The organism is Thalassospira sp. HJ (genome assembly GCF_000948415.1).
Lineage (GTDB): Bacteria > Pseudomonadota > Alphaproteobacteria > Rhodospirillales > Thalassospiraceae > Thalassospira.
In genome coordinates this window covers 313,136-333,153 of the sequence record NZ_JYII01000019.1, presented here as the reverse complement: position 1 = coordinate 333,153, position 20,018 = coordinate 313,136, and the positions used below count along the sequence as shown (strand labels likewise).

Below are 20,018 nucleotides of genomic sequence, written 5' to 3'. Positions count from 1 at the left end.
GAGTGGTTGCATTCAAACGCGCGCCGATGGCCATGGAAGCGGCATCGTCACGTGCAGAAACAACACGGGTACCAGACGAAAGTTTGGACAGCGAACGGGTCGCCATCTCATCAGAAGCAGACAAGTTGCGGTGCGCAACGTTTGCTGCATAGTTGGAAATAATATTGAGAGCCATTTTGGTATCTCCTACATGGATAGCTCTGACGGAGGCCCGTCACGAAATTCCGACTACATGCCGGATCGCTTTGTGTTTTTCATGCATTGAAATTACAAAGCTACACTTTAACGCATCAAACTTATACGTTTGTATCGCCTGAGTCTATCAGAATATTAACCAAGCATTAGTGAATTGACGTAGTAGGCAAAAAGAAAACGCCGGCAAAATCATTTTGCCGGCGTTCGTGTTGCTTCTATCGAGTTGTGTTACGTTAGCCCTGCAACAGGCGCAGAAGGTTCTGCGGCATTTGGTTGGCCTGTGCGAGCATTGCCACGCCAGACTGCACAAGGATTTGCTTTGACGTAAAGTTGGTCATTTCGGCGGCAACATCAAGATCAAGGAGGGTCGAGCGCGCAGACTCTGTATTTTCCTGCGTTGAGGCCAAGTTCTGTGCCGCGAAATCCAAGCGGTTTTGATAGGTGCCGATATTGGCACGAGCGCGCTGCAGGTCATCAATTGCGCGGCTGACAACCTCCACAGCTTCCTGTGCGCCGGCAGCTGTATCAATCGCATTGGCACCAAGGTCAGAAATGGAGTCTGCTGTACCAGCTGCACCACTGCCCAGAGTTTCAGAGTCAACTGCGGTAAACTCAATCTCTAGACGATCATTTGCGGTGTTTCCTGCTCCGACTTGGAAGTCAACAGTCTGCTGGAGACCCTGGCCGTTGTCAGCAGCCATATTGATCACGTTCGCCGAAGAATCGTTACCGGCAACGCCGTTGAACGTGGTGTCAGAGCCAAAGTTTGACGCACCAGTGTTGTCTGCGGCAATTGACGATACAGATGCCGAGAAGTTGGTGTTCACCGTGAAGCTCAGGCCAAGCTCATCGAAGTTCAGGGTCGCATTTTCACCTGCCCCAATTGCGGTGGTGCCGCCCGAAGCATAGTCCGTTACGTCGATTGACTGCGAACGGTTGTCGCCATCAACAGTGGCATTCACCGTCATGATGACCTGGCCACCGGCAGCGTAATCGATATCAACTTCAAAGTTGTTATCGGTGATGTCGCTATCGGTATCGGTCGCCCAGTAGTTGTTATCGGTGATGGAAAAGTTGTCGAAGCCGTTGACCGGGGTCAGGGCCGCACCGCTTCCGCCGGCTGCAAGATCGTCGAAGTTGATCGCAACGTCGCCACCGTCACCCAACAGCTGAATGCCGTTGAAGTTGGTCGATGAAGCAATGCGGTCGATTTCTTCGCGCAGCTGAACGAATTCGTCATTGAGGAACCCGCGTTCGGTGTTGGACAAGTTGCCCGAGGATGCCTGAACAGCAAGTGTCTTCATGCGCACCAGGATATTATCGATGGTGGCCATGCCGCCGTCGGCGATCTGGAGCATCGAGTTGGCCTGGTTAACGTTAACCGTTGCCGTTTTAAGGGATTCCGTCGTCGCGTTCAGACGTGCACCGATGGCCATGGATGCAGCATCATCACGTGCCGAAACAACGCGGGTACCAGACGAAAGTTTTGCAAGCGATCGCGTCGCCATCGTGTCCGAAGCAGTCAGGTTTCGATGGGCGACGTTCGCTGCATAGTTGGAAATAATATTAAGAGCCATTTTATTCCTCCTACACGGATAAGAATGAATGGCTCAGGCCATTCAATTCTTCGGCGACATTGCCTTGTGAGACATCAAAGCAATGTGCGTGCCAGTATGCTAGGCAAAAATTACAGGTCATGCTGCACAGAGTAGTTTTCATTCGGCAAAATATGCTGCCAGGCCACCTGGCGTGCCGTATCGATGAGAATGGGCGCCCGAAGGTTGGTCGACATGGTGATGCCCTGACCGCCTGGCGCGCTCCGAATGGTGACAACCATCAGGATCGCCATATCTGCGCTTTCAATCGCAAGGCTCTTCTGGGCCGTCATCAGATCTTTGTCCGCATAAACGCCGCTTTCCATATTATAAGGGGCGACGATAAAGGACAGGCTTGCATCGGTCAGGCTTTGATAAAGCTTGAACTGATCAAGCGAGGTGTTGGGAATATTTGCCAGTCCGAAGACATGGTGCTCTGGAAAGCCGAGAAGGCCGACCGGCATGTAAATGCCTTTGTCCCAGCTGAACTCAATGTCGCCGAAGCGTGTTTCCACGACAACGGATTCAGGTGTTTCATTCTCGGCGACGTTTTCGGTTTCCATTCCCGCAATTCTCCGACGGTCGAAAGGTTCTGTCGCTGATACTACTTAAAGTATCATTCTGACAAAACAGTTAATGAGGCAATACGATTTATATCACAATCAACGCAAATAGTTAGCCAAAGATAAATCTGCGGCGCGCGAGATGGAAATAAAGCTTGCCTGCAAGGCCGTCTCGTATTGGCTCAGTTCCGCAAGTGTCAGGGGCACGTCAACGGTTTCAATATCGGTGATGGCCTGGGATGCAAAAACCTTGAAGTCCTGATGGCGTTCTTCGAAGCGCTCGACGTTGGCAATATCGAGACCAATTTGCCCTTGAACATTCGGGAGATCATTAATCGCGTCATTGATAAAGCCAAGCGCCGTCGTCAGTGCCGTTTCGTCTTCTGTGCTGGCCGCAATGCCGAGGCCCTGGACCAGCTTCTGGAAGGCCGGGTTGTCACCTAGGATGCCGTAGGACACGTTATATTGTTCGTCGACGCGCAACTCCATGATCTGATGATCACCATTGTAATAGTCGGCATCAGGGCGCGGGTTGCCGATTTTTTCCATGCCAAGCGTGGAGAGCAAATCTCCGGCACCAGTTTCAGTAATCGTGATCGACCCATTGCCGACATTTTCAATATTGAGAAGCGGTGAACCCTCGCCACCAAGGCCGCGCAGTGAGGCAATGGCACGGTTCGTGGTATTGCTATTGATCGCGTCCATGATATCGCCAATGTCATCAGTGGCCGCGTTGTAGTTGATCGTCGAGGTCGAACTGTTACCGTCGATATCAGTGCTTACAATCTGAATTTGACCTGACGTCACGCCAAGAGAGGTTAGCGTGGTGGTTGAGGTCACGGATGTGCCAAGCTCACTGAGATAGTTGTCCGGTGCGCCGATCTTTTCGATATCAACAGCCGGTTCTTCCGAGCGTCCGCCGGCGAACAGGTAGCGCCCGTCAAGATTGGTGTTGAGCAAGTTGGCGATCTGTTGCAACGCCTGATCAGCTTCCTCACGGATATTGACGTCATCTGCCTGTTGTGCAGAGCTGGCCTGAATCAGTAACGTCTTCATCTCGGTGGCAATGGTCAGCATGCTGTCCACAGCTGTTTCCATGCTTTGCAGGCGCAGTTTTCCCTGCGTGGTGTTGCGAAGATATTGTTCGGTACGGCTATATTCGCCCTCAAGATTGAGAAGACGCTGCGCACTGTCAGCAATACCTGCATAGTTCCGCGACTTGTAGCCGCTTGACGCCTGATTCTGAAGGTCGGTCACACGTGAAGCGTTCCGGAGTGCGAGATCCGAAAGCAATGTGTGGTTAGTATATGTTGCGACACGAGTTACCATGACAGCCTCACTTTACAAGCCCAGCAGTTTAAACTGCATTGAGCAATGCATCAAACATTTCATCAACGGTTGAAATCACCTGCGCGGTTGCGGTGTAGGCGCGCTGGAAAATAACCAGATCGGACATTTCTTCATCGAGGTTAACGCCCGCTTCGTTCTGGATGCGGGTGCTAAGGTCAATCACCAGGTTGTCCTGGAAATCAAACGAGCTTTCAGCAACGCTCGCCTTGGTTGCAGCAGTTGCTACAATACCAGCGGCATAGTCCGTCAGCGAAGTCCGTTCGCCAGAAAGCCCGTCGGTCGCTTCAAAATCGATATCGGTGCGTTCAAACGCGTTACTGATCGCGTTGGCGGCAGAGTTGTCACCTTCGTGAACACCAAAATTGATGCCAAGGCCCAGAACCGTCGTCAACGCATCCGCATTGGGCAGACCATCATCCGAGAAGTAGAATGGGTCGCCATCGGCATCGATCACATGCAGTTTGTAGCCACCAAGCTGACTGTCAAATTTGACTTCAGCCGTGATGTTATTGTCGGTCAAAGTCGCACTGTTGTTGATCGCATCAGCGATATCTTGCAGCGAAGTTGTGCTGTCATAATCGATATCAACATCGGTGAAATCACCACTCACAGTCAGCGTATAGTTGGTCGGTGGCGGAACAAGCGGACCGAGGTTCGGGATCGCGGCATCCGGATCAACAACAGCGGTCGAGGTGTTGTAGGTGTCGGCATTCAACTGACCACGAACAATGCGTGACGGGTCATTCTTGATTGATGGCGCAACATCCATATTGCCCGACAAATTCGGCCGATCTTCGGTGAACCCGATCTTCGTCGACATGGTGCCAGAATCAGTGATCGTCAGGTTGGCGTTATATTCGACCACCAGACGAAAGCGGTCGCCATCCTCGACAAGGAAGGCAGCCTCTTCCGAGGCCGCAACCGTCATACCAGCACCCTGAAGAGCGGTACGAATGCTGTCGCGCACGTCTTCAAGTGAATCTGTTGCAGTGTAGTTGACCGTGATACCTGCGCCCGCAAGTACACCAGTGCCCGCTGTGATGGTAAAGGAGCTTGCCGTAACGCCAAGGGCGTCTGTTGAGCTGCTTTGTGGTGCTGAGGTCATGATATCGGAGCGTTTGGTGGTCGCCACGAAGTCATTCAGGCCGAAATAGTGTGATGCGCCCTGCTTGCGACCATCACTCAGCGTGATCTCGCTGTCCATTTCGTTGATGGCAACACGGTTGCCGTCCTGACCTTCGATCACCAGACGATTGTCGACCAGCGATGCGGTCAGATAGGAGCTTGCATCTGACGCATTGATGGCATCAACGATGCCCTGAACGGTCGCAGGCGTCGTCGGCAGGCTGATATCAGCCCAGCTATCGGTCGCAACAAGATTGCCATCGATATCAAGGGCTGCAACGCGAAATGCGCCGGTTGCCGTCAACGGGTCGCTGCCCGCAACGGTACGCGTACCTGAAAGGTTGGCCGGCGGCGGGAACGAGGTGCCCTTGTTGTGTTCTTCGTTGATTGCATCACGCAGTTCACCCGCCAGCTCGTTGATCTGGTCATTGAGTGCCGGGATCTCGGAATCGCGCATTTCAAACAGGCCCTTCAGGGTCCCGGTGCGCAGCGTGTCGGTGATGTCTTCGCCATCAAGCGTAATGCCCGACCCACCCGTGCCCGGCTCAAAGCCGGCAGTCTGGGTGAAGGAAAGCGAGTTCGGCGAGCGATCAAGAAGCGTGTTGGAGCCATTTGCCGAATAAACAACGATCGATCCATCACTGCGGCTGAACGTCGTGATATCGATGATCTTGGAAAGCTGGTTCAGTTTCTGATCGCGCTGGTCCTGAAGCTCGGTCGTAGGTTGTTCAAGGTTTTTAAGGCGAATGATGCCGGTATTAAGTTCCGAGATCTGGGTCAGCAGCGTATTGGCTGTGTTCACTTCATCGGTTATCTGGTCATCAATGTCATCGCGCAGGTCCTGAAGCTGGCTTGAAAGCTTCTCGAACGATTCCATGACCTGAATGGCGCTTTCGATGGCTTCGATGCGCGGGGAGTTCTGGTCCGGTGTCACGCCAAGCTGTTCAAACGCATCAGCCATATCGTTGATGCGCTGGCTGATGGCGGCATCAGACTGGGTGGTACCAAACAGGGTCTGGATACGCATGAAGAATTCATAGCGTGCTTCTTCGCGGCCGGCTTTACCCAGCTCGCCACGCATCTCACGAACCAGGCCTTCATTGACGTTACGATAGATGTCGGCAACCTGCGAACCGGCACCGATACCATCAAGCGTCAGGGTTTCCTGACCGGCGATCTTTTTGGAATAGCCCTCGGTGTTCACGTTCGAGATGTTCGAAGACGTGATCGCAATACGGGCTTGGGCCGTGTTAAGGCCGGAGATCGCTGTATTAAGTGCCTGAGTAAGTGACATGATGCTTGCCTTTACCCTTAAAGCGTTTCGTTAACGCTGTAGGAGCCACCGGATTTATTCATCGTACGACCGTAACCGCCCAACGACGCCTTGCTGGTCGTGGCGGAGCGGTTATAGGTGGTGCACTCTTCCTTGGACTTTTCATTGACCGCGCGCACGATCGCCTGAACCACACGTTCGTTGGTTTCCTTGGCGGACTGAAGCGTGATCATGTTGCGGCGTGCAGCTTCCTGGAATTCGGCCTGCAGTTCGCGCAGTTCTTCGCGTTCCTCTTCTGAAAGGGCACGAAGTTCCTCACCGCGGCTACGCAGTTTGACAACCAGCTGTTCATACTGCATCGACAGGGCAGATTTTTCCGACAGGAATTGCTCATATTCGCTCGATGACAGGCTGCGCAGCTCGTTGGACTCACGTTCCAATAGGGACATAAGGTCATAAGTGACGCTTTTAAGCTCGGTAACCAGCTCTTCGGTGGTCATTTTCATCCCTCCTGGACTTTGAGGATTTCGCGTGTAACGGCATCTGCAATTCCGATGCCACCGGCACGGGACATTTCTTTGGCGTATTCATCAACCAGCATGGAGCGCATCATGGTCTCGCCGTGTCCGCCACCAAACATCTCGTTGGTTTCGATGCCGGCGAACATGTGGCTCAGCATCTGGCCAAGGAACATGGATTCAAATTCCTCGCCGGCCTTGCGGGCCTCTGCCTCGGTTTTGATGTGCCCGTCGGTCAGGGAGTTCATCCGGGCGGCGATGTTGTTTTGCTTGCCGTACTGTGCGTTGGCCTGTGCCTGCGCCATCAGGGCGGTGGTGCCATCGGTCATCATCACATCACCTCGATTTCAGCCTGAAGCGCGCCAGACGTTTTGATGGCCTGAAGAATGGTGATCATGTCGCGCGGACCAACGCCAAGGCTGTTAAGGCCATTGACCAGTTCCTGCAGGCTCACGCCGCCATCCATGATGCCAAGTTGGTTATCTTCGCCTTCATCGACCTCGACATTGGTACGGTCGACGACTTCGGTGGTACCGGTCTGGGAGAAGGGCGAGGGTTGGGAAACCTGCGGGGTTTCGGTCACCCGGATTGTCAGGTTGCCCTGGGCAATAGCGACACGGTTGATCCGAACGTTCTCACCCATCACGATGGTGCCGGTGTTTTCATCAATCACGACACGGGCAATCTGATCGGGTTCAACACGCAGCTGTTCGATATCGGTCAGAAGGGCGACAATATTCTGGTTATAGCGTTCCGGAACGTTCAGGCGCACAGTGCCCGGGTCGCTGGCGCGTGCAGCAACTTCGCCGAGATAGGCATTAATTGCTTCGGATACGCGACGCGCGGTGGTGAAGTCTGGGTTACGCAGTACAACTGACATGTCCTGCATGGAATTCAGGTTGAAATCGATTTCGCGTTCAACAATGCCACCATTGGCAATGCGTGCAGAAGTCGGAACACCTTTGACGATGGTTTCAGCATTGCCGCCAGCGGAAAAGCCGCCAACCGCCAGGTTGCCTTGGGCGACGGCATAAACTTCGCCGTCCGCACCGACCATCGGGGTGACCAGCAGGGTTCCGCCCTGAAGGCTTTCGGCTGTGCCGATCGCGCTGATATTAACATCAATGCGCGAACCCTGACGCGAAAATGGCGGCAGGGTCGCGGTTGCCATGACAGCCGCGATGTTATCGGATTCAAGGTCTTCGATCTGATCGCGGACGTTAATCCCCAGACGTTCAAGCATCGCAACCATGCTTTGACGGGTAAATTCTGCATCGCCCAGATCATCGCCGGTGCCATTCAAGCCAACCACAAGGCCATAACCGACCAACATGTTGTCACGTACGCCTTCGAAATCAGCGATATCCTTGATACGTGACTGTGCATGAGCAGGGCCAAGCTGTGTGAGGACAAGCATCCCCACCGCGAGCGTTGCGAGCCCATTGCGTGCTATTTTGCCGAGACCTGTGATCATACTCTTAATTCCGCTTTTACGTGGGATGCAGCGCATCCGGCAAATGAGGCGATTGATCGGGTAAACCGCGTTTGCAAACCTATTTGCGAAAAACGTGCCAACCGAGGCATTCTGCCGCTGCCCGGTGCGTCAGACAGGGATTCCGCGACAAACGCCCGGTGAAACGTGCATTTGTCGCGGTCCGTCCTATGTTGTTGCGCCAACCCGGCATTTTTTTCCCGTTGCGCAGCTGGCGCGATTAGGGGAGACTCATACTTGCGCACGGTGGTGTTTGGGTATCGGCGGTAACCGATTGGCTATCCGGATACGCTTCCCGTGCACTGCATATGTTCATTGAGCAGATCAACAACAACTAAGCGGACACGGATCATGAAGGTTAGCGGTTCCAAGGCGTCTGGTACGAGCACTTCATCGCGCAAGAAATCAACTGGCGCATCCGGTGGCAGCGGCTTTGCCGATGCCATGCGTTCGCTCGACTCATCTGGGGGTGCATCGGGTGCTGCCGGTGTTCACAGTGCAGGCGCTGTAAGTGCCCTTGATGCGCTGCTGGCACTTCAGCAAAGCGGCGATGCACTGGATTCGCCGAAAAAGGCCGCAATGTTGCGCGCTAAAAGCATGCTTGAGCAGCTTGAAGCTGTGCGTGATGGATTGCTCAGTGGCCAATTGTCGGTAGCGCGTCTGCAGCAACTGGTCGGTTTGATGGATCAACAACGCGAAACAATTGACGATCCGGAGCTTTCAGCCGTTCTGGACGAGATTGACCTGCGCGCCCGGGTAGAGCTTGCGAAACTGGAAGTTTCCGGCTTGATCTGACTGTTTAATTCACGGTATTTCCCACTTGAAAATCGCAGAAATCTGCGCCTTTGAGGGGTGATTGACATTTATTTGTTCAATCGGCTTGCACCGTTGGCGTGTGGCCTCTATATTGCCGCGCGATCGATGAGTCCTGTATAGAGGGCATACATGACTATCACTTTACCACCTGACTATCGTCCTGCTGAGGACGAAGAGTTCATGAACCCGCGTCAGCGGGAATATTTCCGCCAGAAACTTTTGACCTGGCGGGCGGAACTTCTGCATGAATCTTCAGAAACATTAGCGAACCTGCAAGATGGCGGGCTTCAGGAACCGGATCTCACCGACCGTGCGTCGGCTGAAACAGACCGGGCACTTGAACTTCGTACTCGTGACAGGGCGCGCAAGCTTATTTCAAAAATTGATGCTGCTTTGCGTCGAATTGAAGACGGATCTTATGGTTACTGCGAAGAAACCGACGAGCCGATCAGCTTGAAAAGACTTGAAGCTCGTCCGATTGCGACCCTGAGCATTGAAGCCCAGGAACGCCACGAACGGATGGAGCGCACACGTCGCGACGATTGATCGCGCCGGGTGACAAAAAAATACGATGGATCCGGCTTCGCCGATCCCGGTCATGCAACGACATGACACGGTGGGAGATTACTGGTTAGGGATAACCAAAATCAAAAGCCCGGCCTTCTGGCCGGGCTTTTTCCTTTTGCGGGCTGTGCCGCATATGTCAAAGGCCACCCGAAGGTGACCTTTGACTTTCTTTTCATGTGGTCAACCGGAACCCGGAAAATGGGATTGAGCCACATGTGTTCCTGCGTGTTAGAACGGCAGGATGATGTCGAGAACTTCACTGCCATAGCGTGGCTGCTGAACATCGGAGATGGTTCCGCGGCCACCGTAGGAAATTCGTGCTTCGGCGATCTTGTCGTAATTCACTTCGTTGGCAGAGCTGATATCCGCAGCCCGGATCACGCCAGCAATCTGAACTTCGCGGATTTCACTGTTCACGCGAATTTCCTGACGCCCGTGAATGACATAGTTGCCGTTGGGTAGAACCTGAATGACGATGGCGGCAACGCGCAGATCAATTGCTTCGTTACGATCAAGGGTGCCGGCGCCGCGGTTCGAAGTGTTGCTGTCGAAATCAAGCATTGAGGTCGGGTCAATGGTTTCCGGCAGCACTTTGGTCATTTCCGCCTCAAGCCCGAACAGGTTCGGCACCGCGAGGTCTTCGGAATTGGTGCGCGATCGCACGGTCGTGTTGGCAAGGGCCGCACGGTCTTCCATTTCAACAACCACGGTCAGGATATCACCAACCTGATTGGCACGCTGATCCTTGAAGAAGGACCGTGCACCGGCCCGCCACAATGAGTTCGGGTTGCGCTCTGCAACCTGCGGGGCTGGCATCGGCAAGCTGACCGGACGATAGGCTTCTGACTGGGTCGGGTTGTCAATCGATGACAATTTGGGCGGCTCGCCGACTTCGGAAAGTCGTTTCATCGCGTTACAGCCTGACAGCAGTGCGGTGGCACCGATCAGGGTACTGACAAGGGCGAAACGCCGCCATGAAATCTGTACATTTTTACCGGGCATGAATTCCTCCTGGGTTCCTGCATTTGTTAACGCAATTACCGTGCCAATTATTGGGCGGAAGAAGGGGAAAAGCTTGCCGGGTGAAAACGTGCGAAGTCGTGCAGATTACTGCGACATGGCGGGTAGGGCGCGCACTTCATTTTCAGCAACGACTTCGACCTGAATGGTCTTGTTGCTCGACTGGTTGACGACCCGAATGACATCACCGAGTGATCCGTTTTCCATCGCTTTACCGCGTGCGGTCAGGGCCATATTGGCTGTTACAAGGCGAATGATCACAAGCGCGCCGCGCCGAACCAGAATAGGGTTGCTCAAATCCCGGAACATCAGCGGTTCATTGGGGTTGGAGGGGCGTGTGACTTCCTTGCCAATCACGTCATTGATGTCGCGAATGGCACCGGCCGGAACGCGTTCGGAGCGGAAATCGCGATACTCCACCTGATCGGCCCGAATGACAGAGCCGCGCGAAACCGGTTCGACCAGAACCGGCACACTGGTAAGCGGGTAATATTTGCCGCTGATGCGATATGTGCGTTGTTGGGCTGTCTGGGCGCCGGTGGTAACACTGGCGACAAAGCGCTGCGTGCGTGAATTGATTTCAAGCGCAGTGATCTCAACAAGGGCCTTTGCATCAACCGGCAGGTGAAGTTGGAAATTGTCACTTGAAAGGTCGACAATGAACGGGCGTTGGATGCCATGATCAACCAGCGCTACTTCAACCGAATCACGAATTTCATCAATCGTGATAACCTGACTTGCGCGGGTAATCAGGACCTGATCGGCAGTTGTACGGGGGCGCCATTCAACATTATGGCGCTGCGCAATACCATATAGCCAGCGGTAGTCCAGAATGGTCTGCTTGCCTGGTTGTGGCGCATGGGCAACAGCGATGTCCTGTTGTTGTGGATCTATCCCGGAAAACAGATCGCCAAGGGTGACGTATTCGCCTTCGACAAGCGCATCGGGTTTGAGGAAGATAGAAGAAGCGTTCTGCTGATTGTTGCGCAGATTGCTGCCTTGCGATGATTGTGCGTATGCGCCCTCTGTCAGAAAGCTCAGAGACGCAAGTGCGGGCAAAATCGCGAGCGCGAGAATAATGTTCTTTATCTTCATCCGCCTACTATACCACGGAACGGTATACATCGCGTAAATACAGTTTGCGCAAGTTCGCCAATCAAATGACAGCGACTTGCGCAAACCAAAAGCTTCTTAAGCCAGAAATTAACGCAGGTTGCTGACTGCGCTCATCATCTCGTCGGTGGTCGAAATGGATTTGGAGTTCATCTCATAGGCACGCTGTGCCTTGATCAGGTTGGTGATTTCCTGAACCACGTTAACGTTCGATGATTCAAGATAACCCTGTTGAACCGTACCGAAACCAACATCACCCGGCGCACCGACATTTGCCTGGCCAGATGCTTCCGTTTCAAGGAAGAGGTTATCGCCAAGTGCGTTCAGGCCCGGCGGGTTGATAAAGGTGGCAAGCTGGATCTGGCCAAGGTTCTGAAGCGCGACCTGACCATCGATCTCGGCAAAAACTTCACCGCTGGAGTTGATTGTCACCGAACGGGCATTGGCCGGAACCGTGATGCCCGGCTGAACCGCAAAGCCGTCCTTGGTTACCAACGCACCATTGGCATCAAGTTTCAGCGTACCATCACGGCTATAGGCCGTCTCGCCGCTCGGCAAGTCGATCTGAAGATAACCGCGACCCTGAATGGCGATATCAAGCTCGTTCTCGGTCATGGTCAAAGAACCCTGACCCATGTAACGGCCGATTGCAGCGGTTTTGACACCAAGACCAACCTGAACACCGGTCGGAACGATGGTTCCGGTATCAGATGATGGCGAGCCTGCGCGGCGCAGGTCCTGATAAAGCAGGTCCTGGAATTCTGCGCGCTGGCGCTTATAGCCGGTGGTGGTCATGTTGGCGATGTTGTGCGAGGTCACATCCACGTTGGTGGACTGTGCCTGCATGCCCAGGGCGCCGATATCAAGTGACCGCATCTGTCTTCTCCTTCGATTGCGCAGGATCTGCGCTTGAATTCTTAATGGTTGGGTTCCTGCGGCCTATCAGGCGCGGACATCCCCGAGTTTGTTGATCATATTGCGCTGGCGCTCGTTCTCGCTTTCAAGAGAGCGGCTGACCGATTGGTAGGTACGAAGCACGTCAATCATCTGCGTCATGGCGCTGATCGGATTGACGTTGGATTTTTCCAATGCCCCCTGAACGATGCCGGGGTTTTCGACAACCTCAACCGCGTCCTGGTTGTCGTCACCTTCCGGTGCGCGATACAGGGTGTTACCGGTAACGGTCATTTCCTGAACGTTGTCGACGGTCACGACCTGTAATTTGCCGATCTGACCGATATCAGTGGAAATGGTGCCATCGCCCTTGATCTCGATCCGGCCATCGGCCTCGTTAAAGAACATCGGCTGACCGGCATCACTCAAAACCGGATAGCCGTCATTGGTGATCAGCTGACCACCTGGATCCAGCGAAAAGTTGCCTGAACGGGTATATTGCACACCGGTGGGCGTTTCGACGGCAAAGAACATGTCCGGCTGGCTAAGTGCCACATCCAGCGGACGGTCAGTATGTTCAATGGTACCAACGGTGGTGTTGCGATATTGCGAGATGTCCTGAACCAAAGAAATTTCGCGTTCGCCACGGAACGGTGCATCCTTGTTCTTTGCGATCCAGTCAGTGAACATCATGCGCTGCTCTTTGTAACCGGTCGTGTTCATGTTTGCCATGTTCTGCGACAGGTTGTTCATCATGCTGCGCAGCGTCTTCTGACGGGACAGTGCAATATATGAAACGTTTTCCATGGTCGAGTTTCCCTTTCAGGACCGAAATCTTGTCCATCAGGAATGCGAGCCGCGTGCCAATTTGATTAAGTTATTGATTTAAAGATATAAATGTTGAATTCGGCATTTGTTGCCGGGCGTGTTTCTGCCATGATTTGGCAGAAAGTGCCGAAGCCACTGTCTGGTGCTGGCAAAGGATTGCCGGGTTTACTGTAAAAGGCACGATGATAGGGTGCTTTTGGGGGGTTAAGGCCTTCCACCGCAAGCCCGCCTCGTCGGGGCTCTGCGGTGCACGGACGTTATCCGGCAATTTCTTCCGACGGGTATGGGCTGGCTATTGTTTTGGCGGGCGGGGCTGAACATATGGCGGGGAAAGGCGAAAATTTCCGGGGTTGGCAAATAGCCAGTGGACGGAAACGCAACAGATTTTTAACGTGATAGCGTTATGGCTTTTAATCCGGCACAGTGTTTGCTGGATACAAAAGACAGAACTTCACAGGCAGGAATTCGCGAAGCGATGGGTGACGACGTCGACGAAATAGAAATGGACGATGGTGGTGGCGGTGGTCGCAGCAAGAAGATGCTGGTCGTGGTCATTCTGCTTGTGCTGCTGTTGCTTGGCGGTGCTGCGGCGGCGTATTTCACGGGCCTGTTGCAGCCAGTGATCGACATGCTGACCGGTGGCGGTGGCGAGCAGACCGAGGAAGTCATTACCGAAGACTCAATCGAAGAAGCCCCGGGTGTTCCGGAAAATGTCGGTTTCGTCGATCTGCCGGAGATTCTCGTCAATTTGAATACCAGTGGCGGAAAGCAGAGTTACCTCAAGATCCGCGTCAGTCTGGAAGTTTCCGATCAGGGAATGCTGCCGCAGGTCGAACAGATGATGCCGCGCATTGTTGACAACTTTCAGGTTTACCTTCGCGAACTGCGTCCAGAGGATCTATCCGGGTCCGAAGGCATGTTCAGGCTGCGCGAAGAGCTGCTGATCCGGGTGAGTGCTGCGGCCAAGCCCGCGAAGATTAACGACGTTTTGTTCAAGGAAATGCTGGTACAATAATCTTGTAGCGGCCCGAATGCCAAATTCAGGAAGCAATCGCTGATGGCTGATGAAGAAGATGATGATGCTCTCGCCGCTGAATGGGAAGCCATGGCAGGCGGCGATGACGAGGGTGGAGACGACGGCGGCGAGGACATGGCCGCCGAATGGGAATCCATGCTCGGCGATGATGACGGCGACGATGGTGACGGCGGCGATGATATGGCCGAAGCCATGGGCGGTGGCACATCTGCGCGCGTTCTGAACCAGGACGAAATTGACAGTCTTCTTGGCTTTGATGACGGCTCGGGTGCCGGCGACCAGTCAGGCATTCAGGCAATCATCAACTCGTCGATGGTGGCCTATGAACGACTTCCGATGCTTGAAGTCGTGTTTGACCGCCTTGTGCGTATGATGTCGACTTCGCTTCGTAACTTTACCTCGGACAACGTTGAAGTCTCGCTCGATAACATTCTGTCTTTGCGTTTCGGTGATTATCTGAACTCGATCCCGCTGCCGGCCATGCTTGGCGTGTTCAAGGCCGAGGAATGGGATAACTATGGGCTGCTGACGGTTGACTCGGCACTGATCTATTCGATCGTGGACGTTCTTTTGGGCGGTCGTCGCGGTACGGCGGCGATGCGTATTGAAGGACGTCCCTACACCACGATTGAACGTAACCTTGTCGAACGTATGATCCATGTGGTTCTGGGTGATTTGTCGGCGGCCTTTGACCCGCTGAGCCCGGTGACCTTCCGGTTCGAGCGCCTTGAAACCAACCCGCGTTTTGCCACCATTGCCCGTCATGCCAACGCTGCCATCGTGGCAAAACTTCGCATCGACATGGAAGACCGTGGTGGCCGGCTTGAGCTGCTGATCCCCTATGCGACGCTGGAGCCGGTTCGTGAACTTCTGCTTCAGATGTTCATGGGTGAGAAGTTCGGTCGTGACTCCATTTGGGAAAACCACCTCGCAAATGAGCTTTGGCAGACCCATGTTAATCTATTGGCCGTCCTTGACGAGCAGATCATGGCGCTGGGCGATGTGATCAACCTTGAAGTTGGTAACCGACTGGTTCTTAATACCAGTCCGACCTCGCCGGTCGAGGTGCGATGCGGGGATGTTCCCCTGTTCAAGGGGTTGATGGGGCGCAAGGGTGACAGGATTGCCATTCAGGTTCGTGATCGTGCGCGCTTAAACGAGGAAGACAAGTGATGGACTTCGCGTTCTATCTGGATCTCGTGATGATCGTTCTGCTGGTGGCGACGATCGTGTACGCGATTATTCTGAACCGCAAGCTTGCGGCCTTTCGGCGCAGCCGCGAAGACATGCAGAACTTCCTGACGGCGTTCAATGCAGCCAACGAGCGCGCGGAAACGTCGATCACCGCACTCAAGGAAATGGCGGAGCATTCCGGTGAAAAGCTGCGCGAAGACATCGAAAAGGCAGAAGCGCTGAATGAAGATCTGAGCTTCATGGTTGATCGCGGTGAAAGCATCGCCAACCGCCTTGAAAAGGCTGCGCGAGACGTTAATTCCGGGCGCCGGACTTCTGGTGGCGCTGGCGAGGGCGTTCAATCCGGGGCTGCTGATGCGCCTAGATCCGGTGGTTCTGCCAATGCTGGTCTGGGCCGCATGATGGGTGCCAAGGACCGTAACGATGTAATTGATGACCGTGATCGTGTCGGGGTTGAAACCCGCGCTGAAGAACTTGCCGCCCGTATGGTGGGCGAGATCGAGCGCGGATCAAACGGCCCGGCCGATGATGGTTATGACCGTGAAGAGCCAGCACGTTCTGGTGGATCATATGGCGGGAGCCGGGCTGACGTGTCTGATCCCTATGATCAGGATGAAGATGCCGGTCGCTCGGAAGCGGAACGTGAATTGCTGGCCGCGCTGCGGTCGGTTCGATAAGAAGTCGCAAACAACGCGTTTTGCGGGGTTTGCGACCTTGAGATTATGAGTTTTCTTTTTATCTAAAGGGCAGGACCCCGTTCTGTCGGAATGGAAAGAATTCAAGTGAGAAGGAGCATGGGCACTTTGTGCCGACATGCTTGGGTGTGTGAATGTCAGGTGTGCGTATTCTGCCGTTGGTCGTACTGGTCGGCGTGATGGTGCTGTCGATGCGGGTGGTCAACCTGTTTTCGTCTGACTCTGCGACCACTGAGTCCGCAGAGAAATCAGGTGTGAGCATGGTGCAGATGGCCCAGGCGCAGGCACCTGCACCTGATCCCGCAGCCGAACAGGCAGCCACCCCGGAAAACGGAGATCCCGGCCTTGATAGCCCTGAAGGGCTTACCATGGAAGGGGAGCCGATTGATGGCGTGACCGGTGATACCGATGTGCCACCGATGCTGGGCGGTGATCCGACCCTGTTCACCCAGGAAGAAATTGACCTGCTGCAGAACCTGTCGGTCCGTCGTGGCGAGCTTGATCGCAAGGAACAGCGCCTTGACGAACGCGAAAGCCTGATTGCTGCTGCCGAAGCCCGTATTGATGCCAAGATCGAGGAAATGAAATCCCTGAAATCGGCCATCGAAGGTCTGGTCGAGACCAAGGAAGCGCAGGAAGACGATCGCATCAAGAAGCTGATCAGCGTTTATGAAAAAATGAAGCCGAAAGATGCTGCGCGCATCTGGAACGATCTTGATATGGATATCCTGCTTCAGGTCGCTCTTGGTATGCGCGAGGCCAATACGGCTGCCGTTCTGTCGGAAATGACGCCGGATCGTGCACGCGCGCTGACGTCTGAACTGGCCTACAAACAGGATATCAACATGCTGCCGCTGCAATAGCGGCACTGTTGCAAAAGATTGACCGCACGGCTCGAATGGGAAAGAGTGGCCTGTGGGGGACAAATTTTGAGAGAAGACAACGTGGTGGCGAATTTAATCGTGGGTTAAACATCTTGATTAACCAAACTTAAATATGTACATCACGATTATTAGGGGCCTTGTCGCTATGCGGAAGTATGGTAGGCAGGCGTGGGAGATCAGATAGCTGATGGAGTTGTGAATGGCCGTCGATCCGAATATGCCGATCCTGATTGTGGATGATTACAAAACCATGTTGCGTATCATCCGTAACCTTCTGCGGCAGCTCAACTTTACGAATATCGAAGAAGCGACCGATGGTAGCATGGCGCTTCGCAAACTGCGTGAGGCTCCGTTCAGCCTCGTGATTTCTGACTGGAATATGGAACCGATGACCGGTCTCCAGCTTCTGAAAGAAGTTCGCGCAGACGCAAAATTGAAGGATATGCCCTTCATTATGATCACCGCTGAAGCCAAGACCGAAAACGTTGTCATGGCGAAAAAGGCAGGCGTTTCCAACTACATCGTGAAGCCGTTCAACGCAGAGACGTTGAAAGGCAAGATGAAGACTGTCATTGGTGATTTCTGATCAGGAGCGCGGGGCACACGTCCCGCGATACCGCTATGTCTAAATCGTCCAAAGACGAACTTCGTCAATTGTTGAACGACCTTCGGGCCCGCCTTGATGGCGATGACCTGAAGGTTGAACAATTGTCCGAGCTGATGGACCAGCTGTCGCGCTTCATGGGTGACAAGCCGTCCGACGATCAGCAACGCCTGTTTGGCGAACTTGATGAACTTTCCGGCATCATCCGCAAGATGAAATCGGAAATCGCATCTCTTCGCCCGGACGATATCAAGGCCGAATACATTCCCAACGCAACCGACGAACTCGATGCGATTGTTGATGCGACGGCCGGGGCAACCCACGAAATCCTTGACGCCATGGACGCGCTTGAGGAATTCGCATCCACCTTGCCGCCCGAGCAAGCCGAAATCGTAACCGGCGCAACCATGCGCGTTTACGAAGCCTGTAACTTCCAGGATATCACCGGCCAGCGCACAACCAAGGTGATCAAGGCCCTGAAATCCATCGAAGAGCGTGTCGAAGGGCTTGTGACCGCGTTTGGCGACGAGATTGCCAAATATGCTGCTGCCAACCCGAGGCAGAAAAAGGAAGCCGAAGGCGAAGAAGCTTTGCTGAACGGCCCGCAGCTTGAAGGAAAAGGCGTAACGCAGGCAGACATCGACGCGATGTTTAACTAAGTGGCGTTATCATGGCGGAGATAGAGGACGACGGACCGACACCACCATCCCCCCCTGCGAACGGGGCGGTGGCGTTGTTTCTGGCGCTCTATCTTCTGCTGCTTGCCTTCTTCATTCTTCTCAATACCATTTCGACCTTTGAAGAGGTCAAAACCCGCGAAGTGCAGGAAAGCCTTTCCTCTGCCTTTGCTGCCATTCTTCCGCCGACAACCAGTCTGCAAACCGTGACCTCGATCGAGGGGCCGACGGTTTCCGCCCAGGAAACCCAGGACAAGCTCGGACATCTTTTCGAAACTGCCATCAAGGTCGTGCGGGTCGAAGTCATTCAGCCGGGCAAGCTGATGGAAGTTATCATGCATGTCGATCAGCTGTTTGATAACAACTCCATCCTGATCCGCGAAAGACAGGCCGATTTCATGCGTCAGCTGGCCGAAGTGCTGGCCGACGAGGACGGCTATGCGTCTTACGAGATGGAAATGGTCATGGGCAGTCAGATCGAAGACAAAGGCACGATCCAGATCGAAAACAATCTGCAGATCGCCCAGGCCGGATCCTTTGCTCGCGAACTGATTGATGTTGGCGCGCCCGAAGATCATTTCTTTGTGGGTGTTGACCCCGGGGCTGACCCGTTCATCGTGACATTCCGCTTCTTCTGGAACTTTGGCCCGAAAGAGCCGCCAGAGCCGATTGAACGCGGCGCAACCGAAACGCCATCACCCATCCCGGCGTCGACCCCGACCAATGGTGGCGGTAACGGTCAGGCGGGTGCCGTCGCACCCCAGCAATTCCTGATCCCGCCGGCAAATGGGGGCGCACAGCCGTCCATTTCCCAGCCGATCCCGCTTGGACCGCAAGCATCGGGAGGTGGCGGATGAGCGACGACGCACCACGCAAGGAAGAACACAAGGGGCCGCCGCCCTGGATGCTCAGTCTGGCAGATCTGATTTCGCTTCTGCTGACATTCTTTGTGATGCTGTTTGCCATGTCCAAGGTCAAGATCGACCGCTGGGACGAGGTGGTTGACGCTTTGTCGCAATCGATCCAGCCGTCGCCGGTCGAAGATACTGACGAGCCAATGGCCAACATGAATATCCCGCGCGTCTATCGCAAACCGGCGATGAACCTTGATTACCTGAGTGCGGTGATCGACGACGCGATTGATGACAACCCGGTTCTGGGCGATGCGCGCATGTCGCGCGAAGCCGACAAGCTGGTGATTTCGCTTCCGGGCGATATTTTGTTCGTTGCGGGCAGTTCCGATATGACGCCCAAGGCGCAGCAGGCCCTGTTTGTCCTGGGTGGTGTGCTGCGAAATATCGGTAACCGTATTGGCGTGCAGGGCCATACGGATCCGCGACCGCTCAGTGGTCGTGGGCAATATGCATCGAACTGGGAACTTTCGCTGGCCCGTGCCGGGGCTGTTGCCAACGAGTTAAAGCAATCCGGTTACACAGATTACATAAATATTTACGGATTTGCGGCATCAAGGTACGACCAGCTTCCTCAATTGTTGGATGAGGAGGCGCGATTTGCGATGGCGCGTCGGGTCGACATTGTAATCGAGCCTCATGGGGGAAGCGGGATCGGAGGCACGTAA

At 54.2% G+C, this 20,018-nt stretch carries 21 protein-coding genes and 1 pseudogene; 10 read left to right on the top strand and 12 right to left on the bottom strand.

The features are described 5' to 3' along the window. The 8 genes and pseudogenes from UF64_RS21095 to UF64_RS15795 all read right to left on the bottom strand — a co-directional run. Positions 1-175 (bottom strand): annotated as a pseudogene (locus UF64_RS21095) (flagellin); the annotation flags it as partial. A gap of 253 nt (positions 176-428) precedes the next feature. Then, on the bottom strand, positions 429-1,772 hold the full coding sequence (locus UF64_RS15825; RefSeq protein WP_044829548.1) for a flagellin: 1,344 nt from the start codon (positions 1,770-1,772) through the stop codon (positions 429-431). A 110-nt stretch (positions 1,773-1,882) separates the two neighbouring features. Further along, a complete protein-coding gene (gene fliW / locus UF64_RS15820; protein ID WP_044829547.1) occupies positions 1,883-2,353 on the bottom strand; it encodes a flagellar assembly protein FliW in 471 nt (156 codons plus the stop codon). 99 nt (positions 2,354-2,452) lie between these two features. Then, entirely contained in the window at positions 2,453-3,682 is a 1,230-nt protein-coding gene (locus UF64_RS15815) for a flagellin (protein ID WP_082049822.1), read from the bottom strand. Between the two features lie 28 nt (positions 3,683-3,710). Then, positions 3,711-6,122: a flagellar hook-associated protein FlgK gene (gene flgK / locus UF64_RS15810; protein ID WP_044829545.1), complete on the bottom strand. Its 2,412-nt coding sequence runs from the start codon at positions 6,120-6,122 to the stop codon at positions 3,711-3,713. Positions 6,123-6,139: 17 nt separating this feature from the next. Next, positions 6,140-6,601 carry a hypothetical protein gene (locus UF64_RS15805; RefSeq protein ID WP_152630717.1) on the bottom strand — a complete coding sequence of 154 codons (462 nt, stop codon included), beginning with the start codon at positions 6,599-6,601 and terminating at the stop codon, positions 6,140-6,142. Between the two features lie 2 nt (positions 6,602-6,603). Then, positions 6,604-6,948: a rod-binding protein gene (locus tag UF64_RS15800; RefSeq protein ID WP_235285102.1), complete on the bottom strand. Its 345-nt coding sequence runs from the start codon at positions 6,946-6,948 to the stop codon at positions 6,604-6,606. Between the two features lie 2 nt (positions 6,949-6,950). Beyond that, positions 6,951-8,093 carry a flagellar basal body P-ring protein FlgI gene (locus UF64_RS15795; protein WP_044829543.1) on the bottom strand — a complete coding sequence of 381 codons (1,143 nt, stop codon included), beginning with the start codon at positions 8,091-8,093 and terminating at the stop codon, positions 6,951-6,953. A gap of 369 nt (positions 8,094-8,462) precedes the next feature. On the opposite strand from UF64_RS15795, the gene UF64_RS15790 reads away from it, so the two are divergent. Both UF64_RS15790 and dksA read left to right on the top strand, forming a co-directional pair. Then, positions 8,463-8,906, top strand: a complete 444-nt coding sequence (locus tag UF64_RS15790; RefSeq protein ID WP_044829542.1) for a flagellar assembly protein FliX — start codon at positions 8,463-8,465, stop codon at positions 8,904-8,906. A gap of 150 nt (positions 8,907-9,056) precedes the next feature. Next, entirely contained in the window at positions 9,057-9,473 is a 417-nt protein-coding gene (gene dksA, locus UF64_RS15785; protein ID WP_008890403.1) for an RNA polymerase-binding protein DksA, read from the top strand. Between the two features lie 249 nt (positions 9,474-9,722). Here the strand turns inward: dksA and flgH are convergent, their stop codons facing one another. The 4 genes from flgH to flgF form a co-directional block, all read right to left on the bottom strand. After that, on the bottom strand, positions 9,723-10,496 hold the full coding sequence (flgH, locus tag UF64_RS15780) for a flagellar basal body L-ring protein FlgH (protein WP_044829541.1): 774 nt from the start codon (positions 10,494-10,496) through the stop codon (positions 9,723-9,725). Between the two features lie 105 nt (positions 10,497-10,601). After that, positions 10,602-11,609, bottom strand: coding sequence for a flagellar basal body P-ring formation chaperone FlgA (flgA, locus tag UF64_RS15775; protein ID WP_235285101.1), 1,008 nt, complete (start codon positions 11,607-11,609; stop codon positions 10,602-10,604). A gap of 108 nt (positions 11,610-11,717) precedes the next feature. Continuing rightward, positions 11,718-12,503, bottom strand: coding sequence for a flagellar basal-body rod protein FlgG (gene flgG, locus UF64_RS15770; RefSeq protein ID WP_044829540.1), 786 nt, complete (start codon positions 12,501-12,503; stop codon positions 11,718-11,720). 66 nt (positions 12,504-12,569) lie between these two features. Next, the gene (flgF, locus tag UF64_RS15765; protein WP_044829539.1) at positions 12,570-13,328 is read right to left on the bottom strand and encodes a flagellar basal-body rod protein FlgF; all 759 of its coding nucleotides are present in this window, start codon (positions 13,326-13,328) and stop codon (positions 12,570-12,572) included. A gap of 496 nt (positions 13,329-13,824) precedes the next feature. Here flgF and UF64_RS15760 point away from each other — a divergent pair, with 496 nt between their 5' ends. The 8 genes from UF64_RS15760 (at position 13,825) to UF64_RS15725 (ending at position 20,018) form a co-directional block, all read left to right on the top strand. After that, positions 13,825-14,364 (top strand): flagellar basal body-associated FliL family protein, encoded by a 540-nt coding sequence (locus UF64_RS15760; RefSeq protein WP_052657665.1) that lies wholly within the window; start codon positions 13,825-13,827, stop codon positions 14,362-14,364. 42 nt (positions 14,365-14,406) lie between these two features. Continuing rightward, the gene (gene fliM / locus UF64_RS15755; protein WP_044829538.1) at positions 14,407-15,558 is read left to right on the top strand and encodes a flagellar motor switch protein FliM; all 1,152 of its coding nucleotides are present in this window, start codon (positions 14,407-14,409) and stop codon (positions 15,556-15,558) included. Continuing rightward, complete coding sequence (locus tag UF64_RS15750; RefSeq protein WP_044829537.1) at positions 15,558-16,256, top strand: DUF6468 domain-containing protein; 699 nt, start codon at positions 15,558-15,560, stop codon at positions 16,254-16,256. The genes fliM and UF64_RS15750 overlap by 1 nt, the downstream gene beginning before the upstream one ends. Before the next feature lie 152 nt (positions 16,257-16,408). Next, on the top strand, positions 16,409-17,137 hold the full coding sequence (locus UF64_RS15745) for a MotE family protein (RefSeq protein WP_044829536.1): 729 nt from the start codon (positions 16,409-16,411) through the stop codon (positions 17,135-17,137). A 220-nt stretch (positions 17,138-17,357) separates the two neighbouring features. Continuing rightward, positions 17,358-17,744 carry a response regulator gene (locus UF64_RS15740; protein WP_008890394.1) on the top strand — a complete coding sequence of 129 codons (387 nt, stop codon included), beginning with the start codon at positions 17,358-17,360 and terminating at the stop codon, positions 17,742-17,744. Positions 17,745-17,815: 71 nt separating this feature from the next. Continuing rightward, positions 17,816-18,421 carry a protein phosphatase CheZ gene (locus UF64_RS15735; RefSeq protein ID WP_235285100.1) on the top strand — a complete coding sequence of 202 codons (606 nt, stop codon included), beginning with the start codon at positions 17,816-17,818 and terminating at the stop codon, positions 18,419-18,421. A gap of 68 nt (positions 18,422-18,489) precedes the next feature. Next, the gene (locus UF64_RS15730; RefSeq protein ID WP_235285099.1) at positions 18,490-19,296 is read left to right on the top strand and encodes a hypothetical protein; all 807 of its coding nucleotides are present in this window, start codon (positions 18,490-18,492) and stop codon (positions 19,294-19,296) included. Next, positions 19,293-20,018, top strand: coding sequence for a flagellar motor protein MotB (locus UF64_RS15725; RefSeq protein ID WP_044829534.1), 726 nt, complete (start codon positions 19,293-19,295; stop codon positions 20,016-20,018). The genes UF64_RS15730 and UF64_RS15725 overlap by 4 nt, the downstream gene beginning before the upstream one ends.

Coding starts and splice junctions, on each gene's coding strand:
- UF64_RS15825 (WP_044829548.1), bottom strand. CDS start 1,772: ATGGCTCTTAATATTATTTCCAACTATGCAGCGAACGTCGCCCATCGA.
- fliW (WP_044829547.1), bottom strand. CDS start 2,353: ATGGAAACCGAAAACGTCGCCGAGAATGAAACACCTGAATCCGTTGTC.
- UF64_RS15815 (WP_082049822.1), bottom strand. CDS start 3,682: ATGGTAACTCGTGTCGCAACATATACTAACCACACATTGCTTTCGGAT.
- flgK (WP_044829545.1), bottom strand. CDS start 6,122: ATGTCACTTACTCAGGCACTTAATACAGCGATCTCCGGCCTTAACACG.
- UF64_RS15805 (WP_152630717.1), bottom strand. CDS start 6,601: ATGACCACCGAAGAGCTGGTTACCGAGCTTAAAAGCGTCACTTATGAC.
- UF64_RS15800 (WP_235285102.1), bottom strand. CDS start 6,948: ATGACCGATGGCACCACCGCCCTGATGGCGCAGGCACAGGCCAACGCA.
- UF64_RS15795 (WP_044829543.1), bottom strand. CDS start 8,093: ATGATCACAGGTCTCGGCAAAATAGCACGCAATGGGCTCGCAACGCTC.
- UF64_RS15790 (WP_044829542.1), top strand. CDS start 8,463: ATGAAGGTTAGCGGTTCCAAGGCGTCTGGTACGAGCACTTCATCGCGC.
- dksA (WP_008890403.1), top strand. CDS start 9,057: ATGACTATCACTTTACCACCTGACTATCGTCCTGCTGAGGACGAAGAG.
- flgH (WP_044829541.1), bottom strand. CDS start 10,496: ATGCCCGGTAAAAATGTACAGATTTCATGGCGGCGTTTCGCCCTTGTC.
- flgA (WP_235285101.1), bottom strand. CDS start 11,609: ATGAAGATAAAGAACATTATTCTCGCGCTCGCGATTTTGCCCGCACTT.
- flgG (WP_044829540.1), bottom strand. CDS start 12,503: ATGCGGTCACTTGATATCGGCGCCCTGGGCATGCAGGCACAGTCCACC.
- flgF (WP_044829539.1), bottom strand. CDS start 13,328: ATGGAAAACGTTTCATATATTGCACTGTCCCGTCAGAAGACGCTGCGC.
- UF64_RS15760 (WP_052657665.1), top strand. CDS start 13,825: ATGGGTGACGACGTCGACGAAATAGAAATGGACGATGGTGGTGGCGGT.
- fliM (WP_044829538.1), top strand. CDS start 14,407: ATGGCTGATGAAGAAGATGATGATGCTCTCGCCGCTGAATGGGAAGCC.
- UF64_RS15750 (WP_044829537.1), top strand. CDS start 15,558: ATGGACTTCGCGTTCTATCTGGATCTCGTGATGATCGTTCTGCTGGTG.
- UF64_RS15745 (WP_044829536.1), top strand. CDS start 16,409: ATGTCAGGTGTGCGTATTCTGCCGTTGGTCGTACTGGTCGGCGTGATG.
- UF64_RS15740 (WP_008890394.1), top strand. CDS start 17,358: ATGGCCGTCGATCCGAATATGCCGATCCTGATTGTGGATGATTACAAA.
- UF64_RS15725 (WP_044829534.1), top strand. CDS start 19,293: ATGAGCGACGACGCACCACGCAAGGAAGAACACAAGGGGCCGCCGCCC.